Source organism: Neptunomonas sp. XY-337, assembly GCF_004959845.1.
GTDB classification, from domain to species: domain Bacteria; phylum Pseudomonadota; class Gammaproteobacteria; order Pseudomonadales; family Balneatricaceae; genus Neptunomonas; species Neptunomonas marina.
The window spans coordinates 61,320-83,268 of sequence record NZ_SPLL01000004.1; the positions used below are offsets into that span (position 1 = coordinate 61,320).

General features: G+C 51.2%; 20 protein-coding genes. 12 read left to right on the forward strand and 8 right to left on the reverse strand.

Going from position 1 to position 21,949, the window contains the following annotated elements; translation table 11 throughout:
* The first annotated feature begins 109 nt into the window (after positions 1–109).
* A complete protein-coding gene (locus E4L36_RS10255; RefSeq protein WP_136680535.1) occupies positions 110–1,744 on the forward strand; it encodes a HAMP domain-containing methyl-accepting chemotaxis protein in 1,635 nt (544 codons plus the stop codon).
* A gap of 289 nt (positions 1,745–2,033) precedes the next feature.
* Positions 2,034–2,243: a cold-shock protein gene (locus tag E4L36_RS10260; protein WP_136680536.1), complete on the forward strand. Its 210-nt coding sequence runs from the start codon at positions 2,034–2,036 to the stop codon at positions 2,241–2,243.
* 44 nt (positions 2,244–2,287) lie between these two features.
* Here the strand turns inward: E4L36_RS10260 and E4L36_RS10265 are convergent, their stop codons facing one another.
* From E4L36_RS10265 to tkt, 8 genes are all read right to left on the reverse strand, one after another.
* Entirely contained in the window at positions 2,288–2,875 is a 588-nt protein-coding gene (locus E4L36_RS10265; protein ID WP_136680537.1) for a YitT family protein, read from the reverse strand.
* Between the two features lie 174 nt (positions 2,876–3,049).
* On the reverse strand, positions 3,050–3,463 hold the full coding sequence (locus tag E4L36_RS10270; protein WP_136680538.1) for a YidB family protein: 414 nt from the start codon (positions 3,461–3,463) through the stop codon (positions 3,050–3,052).
* A 64-nt stretch (positions 3,464–3,527) separates the two neighbouring features.
* Positions 3,528–5,414 carry a diguanylate cyclase gene (locus E4L36_RS10275; RefSeq protein ID WP_136680539.1) on the reverse strand — a complete coding sequence of 629 codons (1,887 nt, stop codon included), beginning with the start codon at positions 5,412–5,414 and terminating at the stop codon, positions 3,528–3,530.
* The gene (locus E4L36_RS10280; protein ID WP_136680540.1) at positions 5,414–5,917 is read right to left on the reverse strand and encodes a molybdopterin-dependent oxidoreductase; all 504 of its coding nucleotides are present in this window, start codon (positions 5,915–5,917) and stop codon (positions 5,414–5,416) included. The genes E4L36_RS10275 and E4L36_RS10280 overlap by 1 nt, the downstream gene beginning before the upstream one ends.
* A 121-nt stretch (positions 5,918–6,038) precedes the next feature.
* Positions 6,039–7,103, reverse strand: a complete 1,065-nt coding sequence (fba, locus tag E4L36_RS10285; protein WP_136680541.1) for a class II fructose-bisphosphate aldolase — start codon at positions 7,101–7,103, stop codon at positions 6,039–6,041.
* Positions 7,104–7,236: 133 nt separating this feature from the next.
* Entirely contained in the window at positions 7,237–8,403 is a 1,167-nt protein-coding gene (locus tag E4L36_RS10290) for a phosphoglycerate kinase (RefSeq protein WP_136680542.1), read from the reverse strand.
* A gap of 38 nt (positions 8,404–8,441) precedes the next feature.
* A complete protein-coding gene (locus E4L36_RS10295; RefSeq protein ID WP_136680543.1) occupies positions 8,442–9,470 on the reverse strand; it encodes a glyceraldehyde 3-phosphate dehydrogenase NAD-binding domain-containing protein in 1,029 nt (342 codons plus the stop codon).
* A 57-nt stretch (positions 9,471–9,527) separates the two neighbouring features.
* Positions 9,528–11,522: a transketolase gene (tkt, locus tag E4L36_RS10300; RefSeq protein WP_136680544.1), complete on the reverse strand. Its 1,995-nt coding sequence runs from the start codon at positions 11,520–11,522 to the stop codon at positions 9,528–9,530.
* A gap of 335 nt (positions 11,523–11,857) precedes the next feature.
* Here tkt and metK point away from each other — a divergent pair, with 335 nt between their 5' ends.
* From metK to E4L36_RS10350, 10 genes are all read left to right on the forward strand, one after another.
* Positions 11,858–13,048: a methionine adenosyltransferase gene (gene metK, locus E4L36_RS10305; RefSeq protein WP_127693378.1), complete on the forward strand. Its 1,191-nt coding sequence runs from the start codon at positions 11,858–11,860 to the stop codon at positions 13,046–13,048.
* 133 nt (positions 13,049–13,181) lie between these two features.
* Positions 13,182–15,317 carry an EAL domain-containing protein gene (locus E4L36_RS10310; RefSeq protein WP_169051523.1) on the forward strand — a complete coding sequence of 712 codons (2,136 nt, stop codon included), beginning with the start codon at positions 13,182–13,184 and terminating at the stop codon, positions 15,315–15,317.
* A gap of 37 nt (positions 15,318–15,354) precedes the next feature.
* A complete protein-coding gene (locus E4L36_RS10315) occupies positions 15,355–16,092 on the forward strand; it encodes a 16S rRNA (uracil(1498)-N(3))-methyltransferase (protein WP_136680546.1) in 738 nt (245 codons plus the stop codon).
* Between the two features lie 37 nt (positions 16,093–16,129).
* Positions 16,130–17,083, forward strand: coding sequence for a glutathione synthase (gshB, locus tag E4L36_RS10320; protein WP_136680547.1), 954 nt, complete (start codon positions 16,130–16,132; stop codon positions 17,081–17,083).
* Entirely contained in the window at positions 17,052–18,038 is a 987-nt protein-coding gene (locus E4L36_RS10325; RefSeq protein ID WP_240770710.1) for a TonB family protein, read from the forward strand. The genes gshB and E4L36_RS10325 overlap by 32 nt, the downstream gene beginning before the upstream one ends.
* A 38-nt stretch (positions 18,039–18,076) precedes the next feature.
* Positions 18,077–18,643, forward strand: a complete 567-nt coding sequence (locus E4L36_RS10330; RefSeq protein ID WP_136680548.1) for a YqgE/AlgH family protein — start codon at positions 18,077–18,079, stop codon at positions 18,641–18,643.
* Positions 18,644–18,664: 21 nt separating this feature from the next.
* Positions 18,665–19,141 (forward strand): Holliday junction resolvase RuvX, encoded by a 477-nt coding sequence (gene ruvX / locus E4L36_RS10335; protein ID WP_136680549.1) that lies wholly within the window; start codon positions 18,665–18,667, stop codon positions 19,139–19,141.
* Positions 19,122–19,634 carry a bifunctional pyr operon transcriptional regulator/uracil phosphoribosyltransferase PyrR gene (gene pyrR / locus E4L36_RS10340; RefSeq protein ID WP_127693384.1) on the forward strand — a complete coding sequence of 171 codons (513 nt, stop codon included), beginning with the start codon at positions 19,122–19,124 and terminating at the stop codon, positions 19,632–19,634. Before ruvX ends, pyrR begins: the two co-directional genes overlap by 20 nt.
* A gap of 14 nt (positions 19,635–19,648) precedes the next feature.
* The gene (locus E4L36_RS10345) at positions 19,649–20,653 is read left to right on the forward strand and encodes an aspartate carbamoyltransferase catalytic subunit (RefSeq protein ID WP_127693385.1); all 1,005 of its coding nucleotides are present in this window, start codon (positions 19,649–19,651) and stop codon (positions 20,651–20,653) included.
* Complete coding sequence (locus E4L36_RS10350; protein WP_136680550.1) at positions 20,650–21,927, forward strand: dihydroorotase; 1,278 nt, start codon at positions 20,650–20,652, stop codon at positions 21,925–21,927. The genes E4L36_RS10345 and E4L36_RS10350 overlap by 4 nt, the downstream gene beginning before the upstream one ends.
* Positions 21,928–21,949 lie beyond the last annotated feature (22 nt).

The window sequence follows — 21,949 nt, forward strand, 5'->3', positions numbered from 1 at the left end:
AATTAGTTAATGTAGATACCCTACCTAAACTACCAAGCTCTAACACAAATTCAGCCCATAAAGGCAACATATGCCCTTTAAGCTTTAGCCGTTCTTGAGGTGACGTCCTATGCTGCTATCTTCTTTGAGCATTCGCTCAAAACTCCTTTTGCTTTCTATTCTTCCAATTGTTGCTCTAATTTTTATGGTAACAAACAGCATGGTAGCGCTTAACGACGCCAATGACGGCATGGATAAGGTATATCAAGACCGTATCATTCCGATACAGAAACTAAAACTCATCGCCGATGATTACGCCGTTCTGGTGATCGATACGGCGAATAAAGCCAACTCCGGCTTAATTTCAGCCACTGATGCTCTCAGTAACATCAACTCAGCCACTCGCAATATTCAGGAAAACTGGCGCAGCTTCTTAGAGGTAGATCATCCTAATAGCGATGAAAAACGCCTAATTAAAGAAGCTGAGCAGCTGTTCAAACCCGCTAACCAATCGATAGCCGAGTTTTCCGCTGCTTTACGCAATATTCAAGGTTCAACCACCAATAAGCTGCAAGCGTTCGATGGCCCACTCTATGAAACCATTGACCCTATCAGCGAGAAGATCACGGAACTGTTCAATCTACAAACAACCTATACTCATGCATCTATTGAAGAGCTTCATGACCGCTACAACTCAGAGAAGATCACAACCGGCGTACTGATCGTCATTTTAATCTCCGCTATGGCTGTTTTCGCGTTCTTGGTTTATCGCTCTATTCGAGAGCCTTTGGATAATCTGAAGAATGCGATGGAGAATGTACGTGATAACTCCGACCTAACACAGGCGATACCCGTTAACGGCAAGGATGAGCTATCGTCGATTGCAGAGAGCTTTAACCATATGGTCGCGCAAATGCGCCAAGTTCTCTCCCAAATCAATATCTCATCAAAGCAACTATCGACATCGGCTATGGAGCTGAACGGCGTTAGTGCCAATGCGCAGAGCAGCATTAACTTCCAGAACCAAGAGGTCGAGCAAGTTGCCGCAGCAATGAATGAGATGGCAGCTACCGTGACAGAAGTCGCAAAAAGCGCAGATCTAGCTGACCAAGCAGCACAGGACACGCTAAACCAAGCGATGGAAGGGAATAATATCGTCGCGAACGCTGTTGCTGCGACCAACGAGCTTATCCATGAAGTACAGCAGGTTTCCGATAAGATCCTGTCGGTCGAGACGGATAGCACCAACATCGGCTCTATCATTGAGGTGATCCAAGGCATTGCGGAGCAGACGAACTTACTCGCCTTGAATGCGGCGATTGAGGCAGCGCGTGCTGGAGACCAAGGCCGCGGCTTCGCCGTCGTAGCTGATGAGGTTCGTACACTTGCCCAACGTACTCAACAATCAACTGCCGAAATCCAGCAAGCCATTGAGCGCTTACAGGCGGGTACGAAAGCCGCGGTACAGGCGATGGAGCATAGCCGCCAACGCGCCGAAGCAACCGGTGAAGAAGCGACTGCTGCTGGAGCGGCGCTAACCTCCATCCAGCAAGCTGTCTCTAGTATCACTGATATGAACTCTCAGATCGCTTGCGCATCCGAAGAGCAAACCAGTGTAGCCGAAGAGATCAACCAATCTCTTGTGTCGATCAACGATGCCTCTAACTCGTCCGCAGCCGGAACCGACCAGATACTCTCATCAAGTACCGAACTGTCACGACTAGCGAACGATCTTGATACGCTGGTGAAGCGATTCAAAGTTTAAATTATTTTGGCGAAGGGCTTTTTGCCCTATCGCTAGACATTAAGATGACAAGATAGTAATATTCGCCGTTTTTTCAAAAAAACGGCGTTTTTTTTTGCGTTGTGTCGGTTGAATGGATACACTCAAAACTGATCTGTATCCACGATCAAGTTCTTTGCGTTGAAGTAGCACGACTCTTTCAGATGATACCTGCTCCAGTCGCTTTGCTTGCTTGGGTGCAGTGACGCAAAGCTCCTTGCTGCTAGTAAAGAGTGGGAAACCAACGTTCAATAAGAAAGAGTGCTATATCGTGTCTGATACACAAACAGGAACCGTTAAGTGGTTCAATGACGAAAAAGGCTACGGATTCATCAAGCGTGACAGCGGTTCGGATCTGTTCGTTCACTTCCGTTCAATTGTCGGTCAAGGCCGCAAAACCCTCGTAGAAGGTCAATCAGTATCTTTTGTTGAGGTCGAAGGCCAGAAAGGCCCTCAGGCAGACCAGGTGACTCCGCTCTAAGCAGCACAGGTCGTCGTAACTAAAGCAGGCTTCGCCTGCTTTTTTTATGCCTCACTGCCCGTCTGAGCAACTGACTGATGATAACGCCCGACGACTTGACTCATCAAAACAAAAGCAACCACCGAGAGCATGACCTGTGTGGGCGACATCACCAATAGCGCACATGCGCCTAATAGCAAATCGCTGACGAACAACGTCTTCCCAGGATGAATGCCAAAATGTTCTTGCAAGAAAACAGCGAGCACATTGATTCCGCCTAAAGAAGCCTGCTGACGCAGCAACACCATCAAGCCAAAACCAATCAGAGTACCGCCAATAATAGCCGCGACCACTGGAGTAACATCGATGAACGCGTAACGGGCCAGCACCTCAGAAAAGATGGCCAGTAGCGTGACACAAATACCAGTACGCAGCGTAAAAGCAGCACCTAGATAACGCCATGCAAGCAGGCAAAATGGTAAGTTCAACACGAAAAAGAGCTGCCCAAACGATAGCCCAGATAGCGGCTGTAGTAAGATGCCTACGCCCGCTGTGCCACTAATAAGTAGCTGTGACGCGCTCAGCACATGCACACCCAGCGCAACAAGAAAGCAGCCCTCAAGCAAGGAGAGCCAGTAATGAGTACGGTTCATCTGATACCTATTATTCCGACCAACCGGCTTGTGACCTGTTGGTGTAAGAATGAATCATAGGCCTCTTTTGGAGGCCTAATGACCGGTCATAAAAGCGACCGATAGGTAGATTATCCGACTATTTAAGCCAGATAACAGCGCTCACGCTTAATACCGCACAAATGGACAAGGAGACTACCGAAATAGCTTCGAGGCCATACCTGCAAGGCCTTCCACGCCACCGACAGCATCCAATAAACCATCTGCCCCACCCTCATTAAGCAGCTGTGGCAGCATTTGGCCAAGCGCTTGGGTAGAGTCCGCACTATCAAGTCCTATATTGGCAGCAAAATCGCTCAGAGAGCTCTCACCGAACACCTGAGTTAACTGCTCGACAGAAAACCCTTCGCCCTCTCCGCCTTGCAACAACGACTGCGCAACGGATGCTAAGCCGCCGCTGTTGAATTGCTCTAACAGAGCGCTTAGATCAATATTACCGTCGCCACTTCCTAGCAATTGACCAAGCGCAGAAGAGACCGCATCCGCGTCTAAGCCTTGGCCTTCGAGTTGTTGTAAGAAAAGGTCCGACGCAACTTTTAGTAGATCCATGGTGAAGTCTCCAGTTAATTTTCGACTATGACACTACGTGGCATGCTATGAACTCATCATTAACTTAACCGACCGTCGACTGCTTGCCAAGAAACCTTAACAAAGCCGTCAGTTCCACAGGCTCACAGAAGACCCCCCCTTGCCCCCACACAAAGCCCATCCTCCTGAGCACCGCACGCTCAGACTCTGTTTCAACCCCCTCGACAACACCTTCAAGCTTTAGTCCTGCGAGTAGTTGCGCGATCATATACAGCAGCCGCGTATCACGCTGTACAGAGTGCGTTAAACTGCAATCCACCTTGAGCAACTGGATAGGCAGTTCGTTCAAGTGCTTTATCGAAGCACACCCCGCACCAAACTTATCCAATGCGATACCTACGCCCAAACGGGATAGTACTGCTGAAGCTCTTCTTGCGGCCTCCAAATGGCGCACCACCACCTCTTCCGACACCTTGATAACGATGCAGTGCCCCGGTAACGCCAACCGCTCCAACTCTTGCTTTAGTGTGGTTGCTAAATGACTGTCGATATAACTGAGCGACGAAACTTCAAGGTGCACTGGTAATGTTACAAAACCTGCGCGAAACCAAGTAGCACAAGCTTGGCAGGCGGTACGAACTTGCCATTCGCTATACGCACGCCCCAAGCCACAGTACTCCGCTATGGTGCTGATCTCCAGCGAGTCTAAACCGCCAAACACCGGATGCTCCCAATATGCTTGCGCATCTACACCCCAAACATGATCGGTTTTTAGAGCAAGGATAGGCTGATATCGTAAACCAAGTTCATCACCACTCAGCGCAGCAGGAAAGTCCGCAGCAAGCATCTGCCTACGCACTAATTGGTCATTCACGGAGCGGTCGAAAAACTGAAAGCGCATCGCGTGCTGCAGCTTTGCCTGATACATCGCCTGATCGGCGTTCACCATCGTTTGTTCTGCGCTTGCAGCATCATCAGGGTAAATACTCGCCCCCACACTCACCGCAATGTGGAGACTTTCACTACCCAGAGTTATTGGGCCTTGCATCGCTTTGCAAATGCGCTCACCTAGCTGCGCAACGGCCTCCACATCATCCAAGTGTTCTTGAATGATGGCGAACTCATCTCCACCCATCCGCGCCACGGTATCGGACCGGCGTACACAGCTCGATAAGCGCTTGGCCACCTCCGTGAGTAGGTGATCTCCTGCGGCATGACCATACTCATCATTCACCAACTTAAAGTCATTTACATCCACCACGTGAATCGCCATACGTGCTCTGGTACGAAATGCGCGTGCTTCTGCGCTCGCTAATTGCTCATTAAAATAGTTACGATTGGGTAGGCCGGTTAATGCATCGTGCAATGCTAAGCGACGGTTTCGAGCACTCTGGCGAGCGATGATAAAAACAAGCGCAGCACCGCTGCAAAGCAACCCTAATAGGAAAACACTGATCTCTTGGTGCAAGTTTTGAATACGCTCTAGGCGCAGAAATGTGTTCTCCCCGTTGAAACTCTGCACATTGATCTCTCGTATCAACGGCAATAGTGCCGAGAAGTCTGCGTACGTAGAGGCTAAAACAGCGGGAGCCGGTGGCGACTCTCGATCAAAGTATGCTTCGTGCTTCTCAAAGAGCCCCTCTAACCTCACAAGAATCGATCGCACTTCTTGGCGTGATCGAAACTCTCTGTTCTCCTCTCCTTGGGTTAGCACTCCCACACGAGACCAAAACAGATCGAAGCGTAAACGAACCTCCTCCCAACGGCGCAATCCCGCCGGCAGTAACTCCAACGCATAAAGAAAGTGCTGCATCTCACTCTCAAGCTCAGTCGCGCTCCAAGCACCATTTTTCATCGAGACGGCAATCAATTGCGACGCCTCAGAATTGCGCTGCAAGCTGACAACCGACGACACTGCAAACACAACGACGACGATTAAGAGCGGCAAGAGTCGAACCAACGGCGAGCGCATTAACGCACCTCGATATGCCGTAATTGCCAAACCATATGGCTATGAATTTTTGGCGTATCGAGTTCCGGGAAATCGCTCAGCGGATACACAACCCAAACCGGGCCTTTATCGCGCACTCGCATCTTTTTTCCGTCTGCTTCATACGCCAGAACGATCGGATAACGCTGTATTTCGCGCAGCGATAAGGTAGCGGAGTAGTTGTTAAGCGCAGTGAGTTTCACCTCGCTTGCATCAGCGGCGCCTGCCCAGTCCAGCAACTCAATGAGTAACGCACCGCGATAAATCGCTTCACCATCAGTCCAAGGTGTTTTTGTCTTAATTTGATGGGTAGGCAGAGCCTTAAGCAACGCCATATCCAGCTCAACCCCGTGGTGAGAGTTACCAAACGAGAGCTGTCCTGTTAGCGTTAAAATGACCGTCCCTTGAGGTCGTGGTAGTTCATTCGCAGCGACGGGGTTGCTCAACAGTAAGACGCAAACAGCCAGATAGCTGATTGTTCTCATAATCACATCTCTGTTTGAACAACTTACGTTCAGTTTAGTGTAACTCCCCATAAATAGGGAGAGCTAGCGCCAAAAAAAAACCGCCTATAAAGGCGGTTTTGTTTAAAATCAATACACTAGATCAGGCAATTTTTGCGTCTAGTTCACCAGCTGTATATCGATCAGCCATCGCTTCAAGAGAGATCGCCTTGATAGAAGATGCGTGACCTGCTGTACCAAACGCTTCGTAGCGAGCAATACAGATTTCACTCATCGCTTCGATAGTCTTCTTCAAGTATTTGCGTGGATCAAACTCAGCTGGGTTTTCCGCCATGAAACGACGCACAGCACCTGTCGATGCCAAACGCAGATCCGTATCGATGTTAACCTTACGCACACCGTACTTAATACCTTCAACGATCTGCTCAACTGGCACACCGTACGTTTCTGGAATCTCACCGCCAAACTCATTGATCACAGCCAACCACTCCTGTGGAACAGAAGAGGATCCGTGCATCACCAAGTGAGTGTTAGGGATACGATCGTGGATCGCTTTGATACGATCGATCGCCAAGATGTCGCCTGTTGGTGGGCGCGTAAACTTGTAAGCACCGTGCGAAGTACCACACGCGATTGCAAGTGCATCCACATTCGTTTTCGAGACAAAGTCTGCCGCTTCATCTGGGTCAGTTAGCATCTGGTCGTGGGACAAGATACCCTCTGCACCGATACCATCCTCTTCACCCGCCTGCCCTGTTTCCAGTGATCCTAAGCACCCCAGTTCACCTTCAACAGAAACACCGCATGCATGTGCCATTTCAACCGTACGGCGCGTAACATCAACGTTATACTCGTAAGATGATGGTGTTTTTCCATCTTCCATCAATGAACCATCCATCATAACGGATGAGAAGCCCATTGCGATTGAGCGCTGGTTAACCGCCGGAGATGTACCGTGGTCTTGGTGCATACAAACAGGAATGTGCGGGAACTCAGCAATCGATGCCAAGATCATGTGACGCAGGAAGTTAGAGCCTGCGTATTTACGTGCACCTGCAGATGCTTGAACAATAACAGGTGAGTTAGTCTTGTCAGCCGCTTCCATGATGGCACGCATCTGCTCAAGATTGTTTACGTTAAAAGCTGGAATGCCATAGCCGTGTTCAGCTGCATGATCCAGCAACTGACGCATTGAGATCAAAGCCATTATTTTGCCCTGTTATTTTAAGTTTTCAAAAAAGTGACCCAGCATGGCTGAGTCGAATCTGATATCTAACCGCCTAGTACGCTGTGCATAAACGCGCAACTAGGCGATCTGTACAACTCTTTAACCCGCCCGGTTATTGTGCAGCGCATGCCTCAAGCATCGCAACCGCTGGCAGCGTTTTTCCTTCAACAAACTCTAGGAAAGCGCCGCCGCCCGTTGAGATGTAGGATACACGATCAGCAATTTCATACTTATCCACTGCTGCTAGCGTGTCACCACCACCAGCAATCGAGAAACCTTGGTTCTCTGCAATCGCCATAGACAGGGCTTTCGTGCCTTCACCAAACTGGTCAAACTCAAACACACCGACAGGACCATTCCAGATGATCGTGCCCGCGTCCTGCAATAGTGCCGCCAGCGCAGCCGCCGAATCAGGGCCGATGTCCAGAATCATGTCGTCTTCAGACACATCATCCGCCGCCTTGATCGTCGCTTCTGCATCTTCAGCAAACGCCGTCGCCACAACAACATCCGTTGGGATTGGCACGTTCACCTTCTCCATCAACGCTTTAGCTTGCGGGATAAGGTCAGCTTCGTAGAGTGACTTACCTACAGGCTTGCCTGCTGCTGCAAGGAATGTGTTAGCGATACCACCTCCGACGATCAGTTGATCAACCTTGTCGGATAGCGCTTCCAATACGGTCAACTTGGTAGAAACCTTTGAACCTCCAACAATCGCAGTCATTGGCTTAGCAGGCGTTTGCAGTGCTTTTGCTAGCGCGTCTAGCTCACCTGCTAACAGAGGGCCCGCGCAAGCAACTGGCGCTAACTTACCAACACCATGTGTAGAGGCCTGTGCACGGTGCGCCGTGCCAAACGCGTCCATCACATACACATCACATAACGCTGCCATTTTTTGAGAAAGCTCAGCATCGTCTTTCTTCTCGCCTGCGTTAAAGCGCACGTTCTCAAGCAATACGAGTTCACCTTCTGCCACATCGAAGCCACCCTCTAGCCAATCTTTAACCAGTGGCACCTCGCGGCCAAGCAACTTACCTAGGTGGCTCGCAACAGGTGCCAGAGAGAACTTCTCTTCGTACTCGCCTTCTGTCGGACGGCCCAAATGAGACATTACCATCACTTTTGCACCCGCTTTTAGGGCAAACTCAATAGTTGGTAAAGATGCGCGGATGCGGGCATCCGATGTTACCTGACCATCTTTTACGGGAACATTCAGATCTTCGCGGATCAAAACGCGCTTACCGCTCAGATCCAGATCTGTCATCTTTAATACACTCATTTGGCGTGTCCTACTCTGTAAGTTGATAATTCAAAAATTCAGTTCTTCGGCTGGCTGCTCGCCAACCAATCGCGTGCCACATCGAGCATACGATTTGCAAAGCCCCACTCGTTATCAAACCAGCAAAGTAGTTTGATCATCTTGCCACCGCTGACGCGCGTTTGGGTACCATCAACGATCCCTGAGCGCGAATCGCGGTTAAAGTCTACTGAAGCGTGTGGCTCGTCGGTATACCCCAATAGTCCTTTCAGCTCATTATGCGCAGCCTGTTTTAATAGGCTATTAACCTCATCGATACTTGCGGATTGTTCAACCTGTAAACTGACATCCATCGCTGAAACGTTGATCGTCGGAACCCGCAGGTGCAAACACTCAAAGCGCCCTGATAACTCAGGCAAAAGACGATCAATTCCCTTATCAAGGCCCGTATCAACAGGGATGATTGACTGCAGAGCACTGCGCGTCAGACGCAAGTCGGTTTGGTGATAGCTATCGATCACCGGCTGGTCGTTCATCGCCGAGTGAATCGTCGTTGTTAACCCATGAACAATGCCATATTGGCGATGCAACAGATCCAACACAGGTACGATACAGTTGGTCGTACAAGACGCCGCTGAAACGATTGTCATATCGGGACGTAACAGGTGGCTGTTCAAACCGGTAATAATCGTGGCATCGACATCAGGCTTAGCTGGCTGTGAAAACAACAACCGTTTCGCGCCAGAGTCCAAGTGCAATTGAGCCATTTCACGGTCGCTGAAAGAGCCAGAGCACTCAAAGACCATATCTACATCGAGCTCTCCCCACGGCAACTGCGACGGATCCGATTGATTGATGACTCGGATGCGATCCTCTCCAATTAAGAGGTGCTCAGAGTCATTCTCAACCGGCAAAGGGAAACGGCCATGGGTGGTGTCGTAACGCGTCAGATAGGTAACAGTATCGATATCTGATAGTTCGTTAAGCGCTACAACCTGTAGCTGCTTATGCAAACCGGATTCATAGATTGCCCGTAAGACACACTGCCCGATACGGCCATATCCATTGATTGCAACACGATAGGTCATATGAGTGATTACGCTAAAACGCAGGAGCCGCAAAGAGATGCGGCTCCGAGGGTGACATTAAAGTACTGACTTAACCGTATCGACAACATTGTCGACCGTGAAGCCAAAGTGCTTAAATAGCTCGCCAGCAGGCGCAGACTCACCGAAGGTTGTCATACCAACGATAGCGCCATTCAGGCCAACATACTTGTACCAAAAGTCTGCTTGCAGCGCTTCAACTGCCACACGAGCAGTAACAGCCGCTGGCAGCACCGACTCACGGTATGCAGCATCTTGCTTGTCGAACAGACCCGTCTCTGGCATCGACACAACACGTGCTTTGATACCGTCTGCCGCCAGCGCTTTCGCCGCATCCATCGCAAGGCCCACTTCAGAACCTGTCGCGATAAGAATAGCATCAGGCTGACCATCCGTATCTTGTAAGATATAACCACCGCGCTGGATGTTAGCGATCTGCTCCGCGCTGCGTGCTTGATGCGGTAAACCTTGACGAGAGAATACCATCGCTGTTGGGCCGTCTTTGCGCTCCAACGCCGCTTTCCATGCCACTGCAGACTCCACAGCATCACATGGACGCCATGTGCTCATGTTTGGTGTGTGACGAAGGTTAGCAACCTGCTCAACAGGTTGGTGCGTAGGACCATCTTCACCCAGGCCGATTGAGTCGTGCGTGTATACATGGATCGCTTGTTGCTTCATCAAAGCCGCCATACGCAGAGCGTTGCGCGCGTACTCCATGAAGACAAGGAACGTAGCGCCGTAAGGGACGAAGCCACCGTGCAACGCAATACCGTTCATGATGGCAGACATACCAAACTCACGAACCCCGTAGAATAGGTAGTTACCAGATGCATCATCTTTAGAGATGCCCTTCGCACCCGACCATAGCGTTAGGTTAGAGCCAGCCAAGTCAGCAGAACCGCCAAGCAGCTCTGGCAGCATCGGCGCATAAGTGTTGATCGCGTTTTGTGACGCTTTACGCGAGGCGATAGTTTCACCTTTCTCAGCGACTTCTGCGATCCACGCGTCCGCTTTCTCGCTGAAGTCCGCTGGCAGATCACCAGAGATACGGCGCAGCAGTTCAGCAGCAAGCTCAGGATGAGCCGCGCGATACGCTGCTAGACGCTCATTCCATTCGTTTTCAGAGACAGAACCCGCGTTCTTAGCATCCCAGTCAGCATAGATATCTTCTGGTACTTCAAAGGCACCGTGGTTCCAACCCAGACGCTCACGCGTTAAAGCGATCTCGTCGTCGCCTAATGGTGCGCCGTGGCAGTCCTCTTTACCTTCCTTGTTTGGCGAGCCAAAGCCGATGATCGTCTTACAGCAGATCAGCGTTGGCTGCTCTGTGTTCGCTTGCGCTTGCTCAATAGCCGCACGGATCTGATCAGGGTTGTGGCCGTCGATATTTGGAATCACTTGCCAGCCGTAAGACTCGAAGCGCTTCACGTTGTCATCGGTGTACCAACCTTCAACTTCACCGTCGATAGAGATGCCATTGTCATCCCAGAACGCGATCAGCTTGCCAAGACCCAACGTACCTGCCAGTGAACACACCTCGTGTGAGATGCCTTCCATCATGCAACCATCACCTAAGAATGCGTAAGTGAAGTGGTTGATGATCTCGTGGCCTTCGCGGTTGAACTGCGCTGCAAGCGTTTTTTCAGCGACCGCAAAACCAACGGCGTTAGAGATACCTTGGCCTAGCGGGCCAGTGGTTGTTTCAACACCTGGGCAGTAGCCGTATTCAGGGTGGCCTGCCGTTTTAGAATGTAACTGGCGGAAGTTTTTAAGATCGTCGATCGAAACGTCGTAGCCTGTTAGGTGCAGCAAAGAGTAGATCAGCATAGATCCGTGGCCGTTGGATAGAACGAAGCGGTCACGATCAAACCACTGCGGGTTCGTCGGATTGTGCTTCATAAAATCGTTCCAAAGCACCTCGGCGATATCCGCCATACCCATAGGCGCGCCAGGGTGGCCCGATTTTGCTTTTTGAACCGCATCCATACTTAGTGCACGAATAGCATTCGCTAGTTCTCTGCGAGAGGACATTCAATCAACTCCTGGGAAAAACCCAATTAGTTCTAGGCTGGTCAGCATCATTTTTGATACCCGCCAGCACCGGTAAAAAAGGAAGGAAAAACTGCGCGCAATTTTCGCGCAGATAGGCCTCTGCTTCAATAAAAAACCGATAATTCACGTAAAAGTGAACGAATTTCATGTTTCACGCGTAAATTTTCATCTAACCGGCCATTGAATTTCATGCAATAGTGCGGCAACAAGGCTAGAATAGCTGGCTACTTCAATACTTCAGAGACACTTCGCCCGTACGAAAACCTATCTCTGGCTTCCTTAATATCGATTCTTTAAGAGGGTATTTACACGCGATGAGCGAATACAGCCTATTTACTTCTGAGTCCGTGTCCGAAGGGCACCCGGATAAAATCGCCGACCAAATTTCCGATGCTGTGCTAGATGCCATTATCAGCGAAGATAAATATGCACGTGTTGCTTGTGAAACCTTGGTAAAAACGGGTGTAGCAGTTGTATCCGGTGAGATCTCCACATCGGCTTGGGTAGACCTTGAAGATTTAGTACGTACTGTTATCAACGATATCGGTTATACCTCATCTGAGGTAGGTTACGATGGCGATACCTGTGGCGTAATCAATATTATCGGTAAGCAATCTATCGATATCGCCCAAGGCGTTGATCGCTCTAAGCCAGAAGATCAGGGTGCTGGTGACCAAGGTTTGATGTTCGGTTATGCGTCCAACGAAACAGACGTGCTGATGCCTGCACCGATCACCTACGCACACCGTCTTGTTGAGCGCCAAGCTGAAGCGCGCAAATCAGGCTTGCTGCCATGGTTGCGTCCAGATGCGAAGTCACAGGTAACTTTCCGCTACGAAAACGGCCAACCTGCCGGAATCGATGCGATCGTTCTTTCGACGCAGCACAACCCTGATGTATCGCAAGCCGATCTGCGCGAAGCTGTTATGGAGCTGATCATCAAACATGTGATCCCAGCACAGTGGATCACAAACGAAACCAAATTCCACATCAACCCAACAGGCAACTTCGTGATCGGTGGACCTGTCGGTGACTGCGGCCTGACAGGTCGTAAGATTATTGTTGATACCTACGGCGGTATGGCTCGTCACGGTGGTGGTGCGTTCTCGGGTAAAGACCCATCAAAAGTTGACCGCTCCGCCGCTTACGCAGGCCGTTATGTTGCGAAAAACGTAGTGGCTGCTGGTCTAGCTGATCGTTGTGAAATTCAGGTGTCCTATGCCATCGGTGTCGCTGAACCGACTTCTGTTTCTATCAACACGTTCGGTACCGGCAAAATCTCCGATGAGAAGATCATTGAACTTGTTAAGCGCCACTTTGATCTGCGCCCTCACGCGATCACTCGTATGCTTGATCTATTACACCCGATGTATAAAGCAACGGCCGCCTACGGTCACTTCGGCCGCCAGCCATATGAGATGACTGTCGGCGATGACACCTTCACAGCCTTCACATGGGAACGCACCGATAAAGTCGAAGCGTTAAAAGCTGACGCAGGTCTCTAGTTAAAACGTTCGTATGAAAAAAGCGCCTTAAGGCGCTTTTTTTTTGGTAAAAAATCAAACTTTCACTATAAATATAAATTACTTAGTTAACTTTACGATCCGTCGCGCAAAGGATATGCCGGAAGTTTGTAGTGTGATTGAATCAAAACGCCTTTTGCCCAACTTAGAGAACTTCAGCATACACTCGAAACTGTTCCTGCTTGTTTCGGTGCTGCTGGTGAGTGTCTCGGTGATTCATCTGTTGTCGCAGCAGTTTTTCAAAGACGCGCTCTATGAATCACGCAAAGAGGTCCTGCGCAGCGTGGTCACCGGCACCGCCAATCAACTGCAAAGCGTCGCCGAACGTGACGATATCTCCCCAGCAGAACAGATGCAGTTAGCCAGCGACCTAATCAAAGGTTTCCGCTACGGCGAAGGCAACTATCTCTACCTCTTTACCAGCCAAGGCATCAGCATCTCCCACCCGCTACGTCCCGATATCGAAGGTCAACCCTTAAGTTCGCTGTCTGACTCGATCGATATCTCATTGCTGAAAGAGATGATCAGCAAAGCCGCCAGCACAGGGAACGGCTACTGGACGTATCAGTGGCTCCGGCCGGGCGACAGCCAACCCACCGATAAACTCAGCTATGCCATGCACGTAGCTGGCACCGATTGGGTTATTGGTAGCGGTTACTTCACTGAAGATATCGAAGGGATGCTCAATGACCAGCATACGCTGTATGTCGCTCTGCTAGCGATCACAGCGATTTTTACCTTTATTTTATCTGGTGTTATCGCACGTAGTATCAGCCTACCGGCCCACCGAACCGTTAAGCAGATTGATCAGCTTGCCAGCGGCAACCTCGATATCTTAATTACCGATACGATGCGCCGAGATGAGTTCGGCACCATCGCCCGTGCTTTAGCTCACTTCCAAGAGCAAAGCCACGAAAATAGAGAGCTCAAAGATGCGCAAGAATACGCCAAGTACTTAGAAGCCTTCGACCCCACCACACAACTACTCAGCCGCAAAGCGCTCGGTGATCAGCTCTCACATATCTTGAAAAACAATCACCCCGGCGACCGCACGGCTATTCTCGTTATCAAAGTTCCGTTACTACGCGATATCTTGTCCCAGTGGGAGGTCAACGCCAGCCGCGCGGTTGTCACTAATATCTCAGAGCGTCTATGCCAAAGCGTCGCGTCCGACGACCTCGTTGCCCGTCACGGCGATGATAGCTTTGCTGTGGTGCGCCCGCGCTTTTCTACCAATGAAGAGCTGCGCAATTTAACGGCTGCGATCCAACAGTCCATTATGGATCCACAAGCCGATAGCCAATCACTGGCATTTAACTCGCGTATCGGGATTAGCATATCGCCCAATGATGGCGACCAAGAGCTACTGCTCATCAGCCATGCTGAAGAGGCACTCAGTGAAGCACGTAGACTTGAACTGGACTACATGCTGTTTGAGCAGCTTAAAACGCTTGCGGTCGATGAGCGTTTAGCGATGTGGAAAGATATCCAAGAAGCCATCGAGCAGGATCAGTTTCACCTTGTATTTCAACCGCTGTTTGACTTAAAAACTAACAAGCTCGTTTCAGCAGAGGTGCTGTTGCGCTGGCAGCACCCGCGCAGAGGCTTTGTTTCGCCAGCCAGTTTTATCACCTTTGCGGAGCAGAGCGGGCTTGTATCACGGCTCGACAAATGGGTTATCGCCGCGGCGGCCAAGCAGCTCGATACGTGGCGTCAAGATGGCTTAGACGCACCAACACTCGCGATCAACCTATCGGGAATTACGTTTACCCGCAGCGACCTGCGCGAAGTGATCGATAGCGCTATCGAGCCCTACAATTTCCCTGCACATGCGCTGGAACTGGAGCTCACCGAAGGGGTACTCATCGAATCAATCGAGGTACTCCAAGAGAAGATAGAGCAACTCAAGGCTCGCCACATCAGTCTGTCTATCGACGACTTCGGTACAGGTTACTCATCATTGAGCCGCATTCGTAATCTGGCAATCAATAAAGTCAAAATTGACCGCTCTTTCATCGACGAGCTTGATGAAAATATCGGTGATCAAAAAATCGTTGAGGCGATTATCCATATGGCTCATGGTTTAGGCTTCGAGGTTGTCGCCGAGGGTGTCGAGACACTGGAGCAACTCAGCCAACTGCGCCATATGAATTGCGATATCGTCCAAGGTTTCTTTCTCAGCAAGCCACTGCCGGTGGATAAATTTGAACAGATGTTGGAAGACCAAAATATCGTTGTCGAGGTCGACTAAGATGGCATAATGTCATTTTTTAACCTCAGAAGATCCCATGCGTATACCCCGCTTTTATCAGCCCGAACACTTTGCCTGCGGCGAAACCGTGTCACTGCGTGACGATGTTGTCCAACATGTGTGCCGCGTACTACGTATGAAAAGCGGCGAGCTCATCACCCTATTTGATGGCCAAGGCAATGAACACCTATGTGAGCTAGTTGACGTTGCTAAACGCTCCGCCAGCGTACAGGTGCGTGAAGTGACTCAGCTATCGCGCTCCAGTGCCCTCAAAGTGCATATTGGTCAGGCGCTCTCACGCGGTGAGCGAATGGACTATGCTGTGCAAAAATCCACTGAGATGGGCATGACCTCGATGACGCCGCTTTTTACCGAGCGTAGCGAGGTGAAACTCTCAGCAGAACGCCAAGGAAAACGAATTCAGCACTGGCAACAGGTGGCGATCAGCGCGTGCGAGCAATCGCTACGCAATGAGATTCCAGAGATTGCAGCACCGTGTATGCTAACCGACTGGGTACAACAGTGTGATGCGGAACTAAAACTCGTTTTGCATCATCACACCGAACAACCCTTGGCCGCGCTTGATGCACCCCAAAGTGTCGCGCTGCTGGTTGGCCCGGAAGGCGGTTTAACCGAAGCAGAAGTGGAGCAAGCGATCGCTGCAGGCTTTAAACCGGTCGCCTTTGGCCCCAGAGTAATGAGAACAGAAACGGCTCCTGTAGCCGCTCAAGCAATCCTGCAATATATGTGGGGCGACTTGGGTCACGCCGGCTGACACCCGGTCCTTATCCGATCATAGAGGACAATAAGTAATGACATTGAAAATCGGCATCGTGATGGACCCGATCGATCAGATCAGTTTCAAGAAAGACAGCTCACTGGCTATGCTTTGGGCTGCACAGCGTAAAGGCTGGGATATCTGGTATATGGAGCCTCAGCACCTGTTCTCCCGTGATGGTGTTGTACAAGCCGATATGGCCCCCCTCTCAGTCGCGATGGACCCAGAGCAATGGTTTGAGCGGGGCGACTACCAGCGCCGTCCATTGGCTGATCTGGACGTTATCTTGATGCGTAAAGATCCACCGTTCGACCGCGAGTTCCTCTACACCACCCAACTGCTCGCCATGGCAGAGCGCGACGGTGTCATGCTGGTCAATCCAACGCAGCAACTCCGTGACTGCAATGAAAAGCTGTTTGCAACTGAGTTCCCGCAATGCTGCCCGCCGGTGCTCGTCACCCGCCGAGAAGACCTATTACGTGAGTTCCACGCCGAGCATGGCGATGTCATCTTCAAACCACTGGACGGGATGGGCGGTAGTCAGATCTTCCGCATCCAACCTGATGGCGTTAATTTGGGTGTTATTATTGAGACGCTCACGCGCTATGGTGAAGAGACAATTATGGCGCAGAAATATCTGCCGGAGATTGTCGATGGCGACAAGCGTATTTTGATGATCAACGGTGAGCCACTACCCTATGCCTTGGCGCGTATACCTGCACAGGGCGAAACGCGCGGTAACCTAGCCGCAGGTGGCCGCGGTGAGGGCCGCCCACTAACAGATCGTGATCGCTGGATTTGCGAACAAGTCGGTCCAACACTGCGCGAAAAAGGGCTCTTTTTCGTGGGTCTGGATGTGATCGGCGATTATCTTACTGAAATCAATGTCACCAGCCCGACCTGTATTCGCGAGCTTGATAACCAGTTCGGTTTAGATATCGGTATGCAGTTGATGGATGCAATCGAATCAGCATGGAAGCCACGCTAAGGTGTATCAAAGCAACGCAAGCTCATTAGTAGCAGGTGCGCTCTCAACCATGGATCGGCTGGGCTATACGCTCTTTTTTGCTATTGCGTTGCATGGCGTCGCTATCTTCTCGATTACGTTTGGACAGGAGCAAAAATCGCCTCCGACCCAAACGGTCGAGGTTACGTTAGCGCAACACAAGTCGGAGCAGGCGCCGGAGAAATCTGATTTTCTGGCGCAACATAATCAACTCGGTAGCGGTACTGAAGAGGAAGCGCGTACGCTCTCTACCACAGAAGCCTCCAACTTCACCGACAATCGTATCCGCAACCAAGCAGCCGCTGCGGCGGTTCCAACGAATCAACCCCTCCCTCCCACACCGCCAAAACCGATTACAGAGGTTGCGCAAAAAAGCCAAGAAGTGGCGCCCAAGCGGGCTAAGAAGGAGGTTGTGAGCAGTAAAAAAGCAACGCAGAAAGTCGCTAAAAAGCGCGAAGATAAGCCTAAAACAGCGACAGCAACACCGGCGGCAGGCCAATCAACCTCGCTGCTTGCTCGCAGCCTAGAGATCGCCAACCTTGAGGCACAGATCGACTTTCGCCAGCAAGAGCTCGCGAAAAAGCCGCGCATTCGCCGCTTAACCTCAGTTTCAACAGCCGCCTCTAGCGATGCCGCTTACCTTGACAACTGGCGCCGCCGTATCGAACAAGTCGGCAACCTCTACTACCCAGAGGAAGCCCGTAAACGCGATCTCAAAGGCCGTCTACGCTTGTTGGTCGTTATCACGCCTGATGGTGCTTTGCAGAAAGTACAAGTGCTCGGCTCGTCTGGGAACCGCATTCTGGATGATGCTGCCATTCGTATTGTACAGCTCGCAGCGCCCTTCCAGCCGTTCTCGGTAGAGATGCGCAAAACCACCGATATGCTAGAAATTATTCGCACGCTAGAATTTGAGAATACGGCACAGTTGTACTAGAAATAGAGTGTCAGTATCTTTCCACGTGTGGTTTTGTCATGTCGAGAAGTCAGACCAGTTTGCGCGACCAATTTCTTATCTCTATGCCCCATTTAGATGACGATGCATTCGCGCAATCCATTATCTATATTTGCGACCATAGCGAATACGGTGCTATGGGGCTGGTGATCAACCGCCCGATGCAGATGCACTTAGATGCCATGCTGAGCCATCTCGACCTACCCGAAAACCCTCAAGCGGCGGAAATTCCCGTGTATGCCGGTGGGCCTGTGCAGAGTGATCGCGGCTTCGTGCTACACCGTGAGTTTCTTGGTAACCCATGGCTTGCCACGCATGCGATCACTGACAACCTCTTTCTGACGACCTCAATGGACATCCTTGAAGCCATTGGCCAAACAGGCCAAGCCGATGCGCTTATTGCGCTTGGTTATGCCGGTTGGGGGCCGGGTCAGTTGGAGCAAGAAATTAGTGATAACGTTTGGTTAAGCTGTCCTGCGAATTCAGATATAATGTTCACCCTGCCAGCAGAGGAGCGCATGCAAGCCGCTGCTGCTGGAATGGGCTTTAACCTGAATCAGCTTACGGCACAATCTGGCCGCGCCTGATCACAACGCAAGACACCCCTAATGACATCAACCAGCCAACAAGTGCTGGCCTTTGACTTTGGTACGCGCCGTATTGGTATCGCCACAGGCCAGACATTAACTCGCACCTCTACTGCGCTGGCCCCAATTTCTGCAAAAGATGGCATCCCTGACTGGCAGGCCCTTGATCGGGTCGTTGCCGAATGGCAACCCGACACATTAGTGGTCGGCATCCCCCTAAATATGGATGGCACCATCAGCGAAATGGCACGGCGTGCTCGTAAATTTGCCAACCGCATCCAAGACCGCTACCGCTGTGACTGCTTTCTTGTCGATGAGCGGCTCTCATCCGCAGAGGCCAAAGAGATCCATTTTGCGCACGGCGGCAGTGATAACTTTCGCGATGAGTCGGTTGATGGTCTCGCTGCACAAATCATTCTAGATAGCTGGTTTACGGATGAACAACGTATCCCCAGCCACACCCGTTTGGAGGACCTCTATGGTAACGGGCACGCTTAACGTCGAGTCACTACTTGAAAAGATGACAGCCGAGCTCTCGGTACTAATGAAACATCGCCAAATCGAAGACCCATTCATTATTGGCATCCGCACCGGCGGCGTTTGGATCGCCGAGCAGTTACATCAAGCGCTGGATATTCAAAGCCCGCTGGGTACGCTAGACATCTCGTTCTATCGTGATGATTTTTCGCAGATCGGACTCAATCCGAGTGTTCAGCCCTCACAACTCCCTTGTGCTACCGAAGGCCGTGACATCATCTTGGTCGATGATGTGATCATGAGTGGCCGCACCATACGAGCGGCCCTAAATGAGCTGTTCGATTATGGCCGCCCAGCGTCTGTCACGCTGGTAACCTTGGTAGACTTGCAACGCCGTCAGTTACCGATTCAGGCTGATGTGAACGGCGGTGTGCTTACACTGGATACCGACCAGCAGGTCAAACTCAACGGCCCTAACCCACTAACTCTCGAGATCAGCACCAAAACGAGCTAACCGCTGGAGCGATTATGTTTGAGCCACAAGACCCCAACCGTATTCAGCTCAACAGCAATGGGCAGCTGAAGCACTTTATTACTACCGAAGGTTTATCCAAAGCACTCCTAACAGAGATCTTGGACACCGCCGACTCCTTTATCGATATGAGTGAGCAGCAGGTTAAGAAAGTCCCGCTGCTGCGTGGTAAAACTGTCGTAAACCTCTTTTTTGAGGCCAGTACGCGCACCTTAAGTACCTTTGAATTGGCGGCGAAACGCCTCTCAGCAGACGTATTAAATCTTAACATCAGCACCTCCTCGACATCCAAAGGCGAAACGCTCAAAGACACCCTGCAAACCCTAGAAGCGATGCATTCCGATATGTTTGTCGTGCGCCACTCTGACAGCGGTGCACAACACTTTATCGCCCAGCATGTTTCTCCCGATGTTGCGGTGATCAACGCCGGTGACGGACGCCACGCGCATCCGACCCAAGCGATGCTGGATATGATGACCATTCGCCGCCACAAAGGCGCGTTCGAGCCGCTGGTGGTGGCCATCGTTGGCGATATTTTGCACTCACGCGTTGCGCGTTCCCAAATCCATGCCCTGCGCACGTTAGGGGCCGCTGAGGTCCGTCTTATCGCACCTAAAACGCTGCTCCCACGTCATATCGAAATGCTAGGCGTGAAGGTCTATACCGATATGAATGAAGGCCTCAAAGACTGCGATGTTGTGATGATGCTGCGTCTGCAAAAAGAGCGTATGAAAAGTGCTCTGCTGCCGAGCGAATCGGAATTCTACCGACTTTACGGTTTGACCGAAGAGAAACTCAAGCTCGCTAAACCCGATGCGGTGGTAATGCACCCCGGTCCAATCAACCGCGGTGTAGAGATTGAGTCGTCCGTAGCAGACGGGCCACGCTCATTGATTCTTGATCAAGTTACCAACGGTATCGCTGTGCGTATGGCTGTAATGTCGATGGCGATGAGCGGGCAAGTGGCCGAGAAGAACAACCGTATGGAGGCAGCACAATGATCGTCGCAATCGAAAATGGCCGCCTGATCGACCCTAAACAACAACGTGACGAGATCACCTCGATCTACCTACAAGACGGAAAAGTTGTCGCCATTGGCCAACCACCAGCCGGCGAGATCACCCAGCGCATCGATGCCACAGGTATGGTGGTGACACCCGGCCTGATCGATATGGCCGCGCACGTTCGCGAGCCGGGCTATACCCAGAAAGGCACAATTAGCTCCGAGTCAGCCGCTGCGGTTGCAGGTGGCATCACCACGTTGCTCACCCCACCAACTACCAGCCCCGTCGTGGACAACCCTGCGGTCGCTGAACTCATTGTTGACCGCGCCCAAGCCACAGGCTTAGCCAACGTATTACCCATGGGCGCACTCACGAAAGGGCTCGAAGGCGAGCAACTGGCCCCCATGCATGCGCTGCATCGTTCTGGCTGTGTTGCGTTCACAAATGCACGGGCTGCAATTCCTAGTAGCCTGACATTGATGCGCTGCCTAGAGTACGCCAGCACTCATGACTTTCTGGTTATCTTCCAGCCGCAGGATGCTCAGCTCGCCGCTAACGGCTGTATGCATGACGATACTACCTGTACACGCTTGGGCTTGGCAGGCATCCCCGAAACCGCCGAGACGATCGAGGTCGCCCGCTGCCTACTGCTCGTTGAGCAGACCGATGTGCGCGCACATTTTGGCCAACTATCGTGTGAGCGCTCGGTACGTATGGTGATGGATGCGCGTAATCGTGGCCTGAATGTCACCGCAGATGTTGCGATTCATCATCTGTTACTTTCAGATGAGAACGTTGATGGTTTCAACAGCATGTTCCATGTCATTCCACCCTTGCGCGGTCAGCTCGACCGAGCAGGCTTACGCCATGCACTGCTGAATGATGGTATTCAAGCCATCTGCTCAGACCACCAGCCACACGACCCAGCCGCCAAACAAGCACCCTTTGCCGCGACAGAACCGGGTATTTCTGGCCTTGAAACGTTGTTGCCGCTTGGCCTATTACTGGTGGAGCAGGAGCTCATTACGCTGCCACAGCTCGTTGAAAAGCTAACGGCAGGCCCTGCGAATATCTTGGGACTGGCTTCTGGCTCTCTAGCAGTGGGTGAGGTAGCGGACCTTTGTATCTTTGATCCAGAGGCGCGATGGGAAGTACTGCCAGAAACTCTGCGCTCAACCGGTAAGAACACACCGTTCTTGGGTATGACCCTCAAAGGCCGCGTTACGAGCACATGGGTGGCTGGCCGCGAAGTTTATCAAATCAACGCGTAATACCGCCGCTAACTGTTAAAAA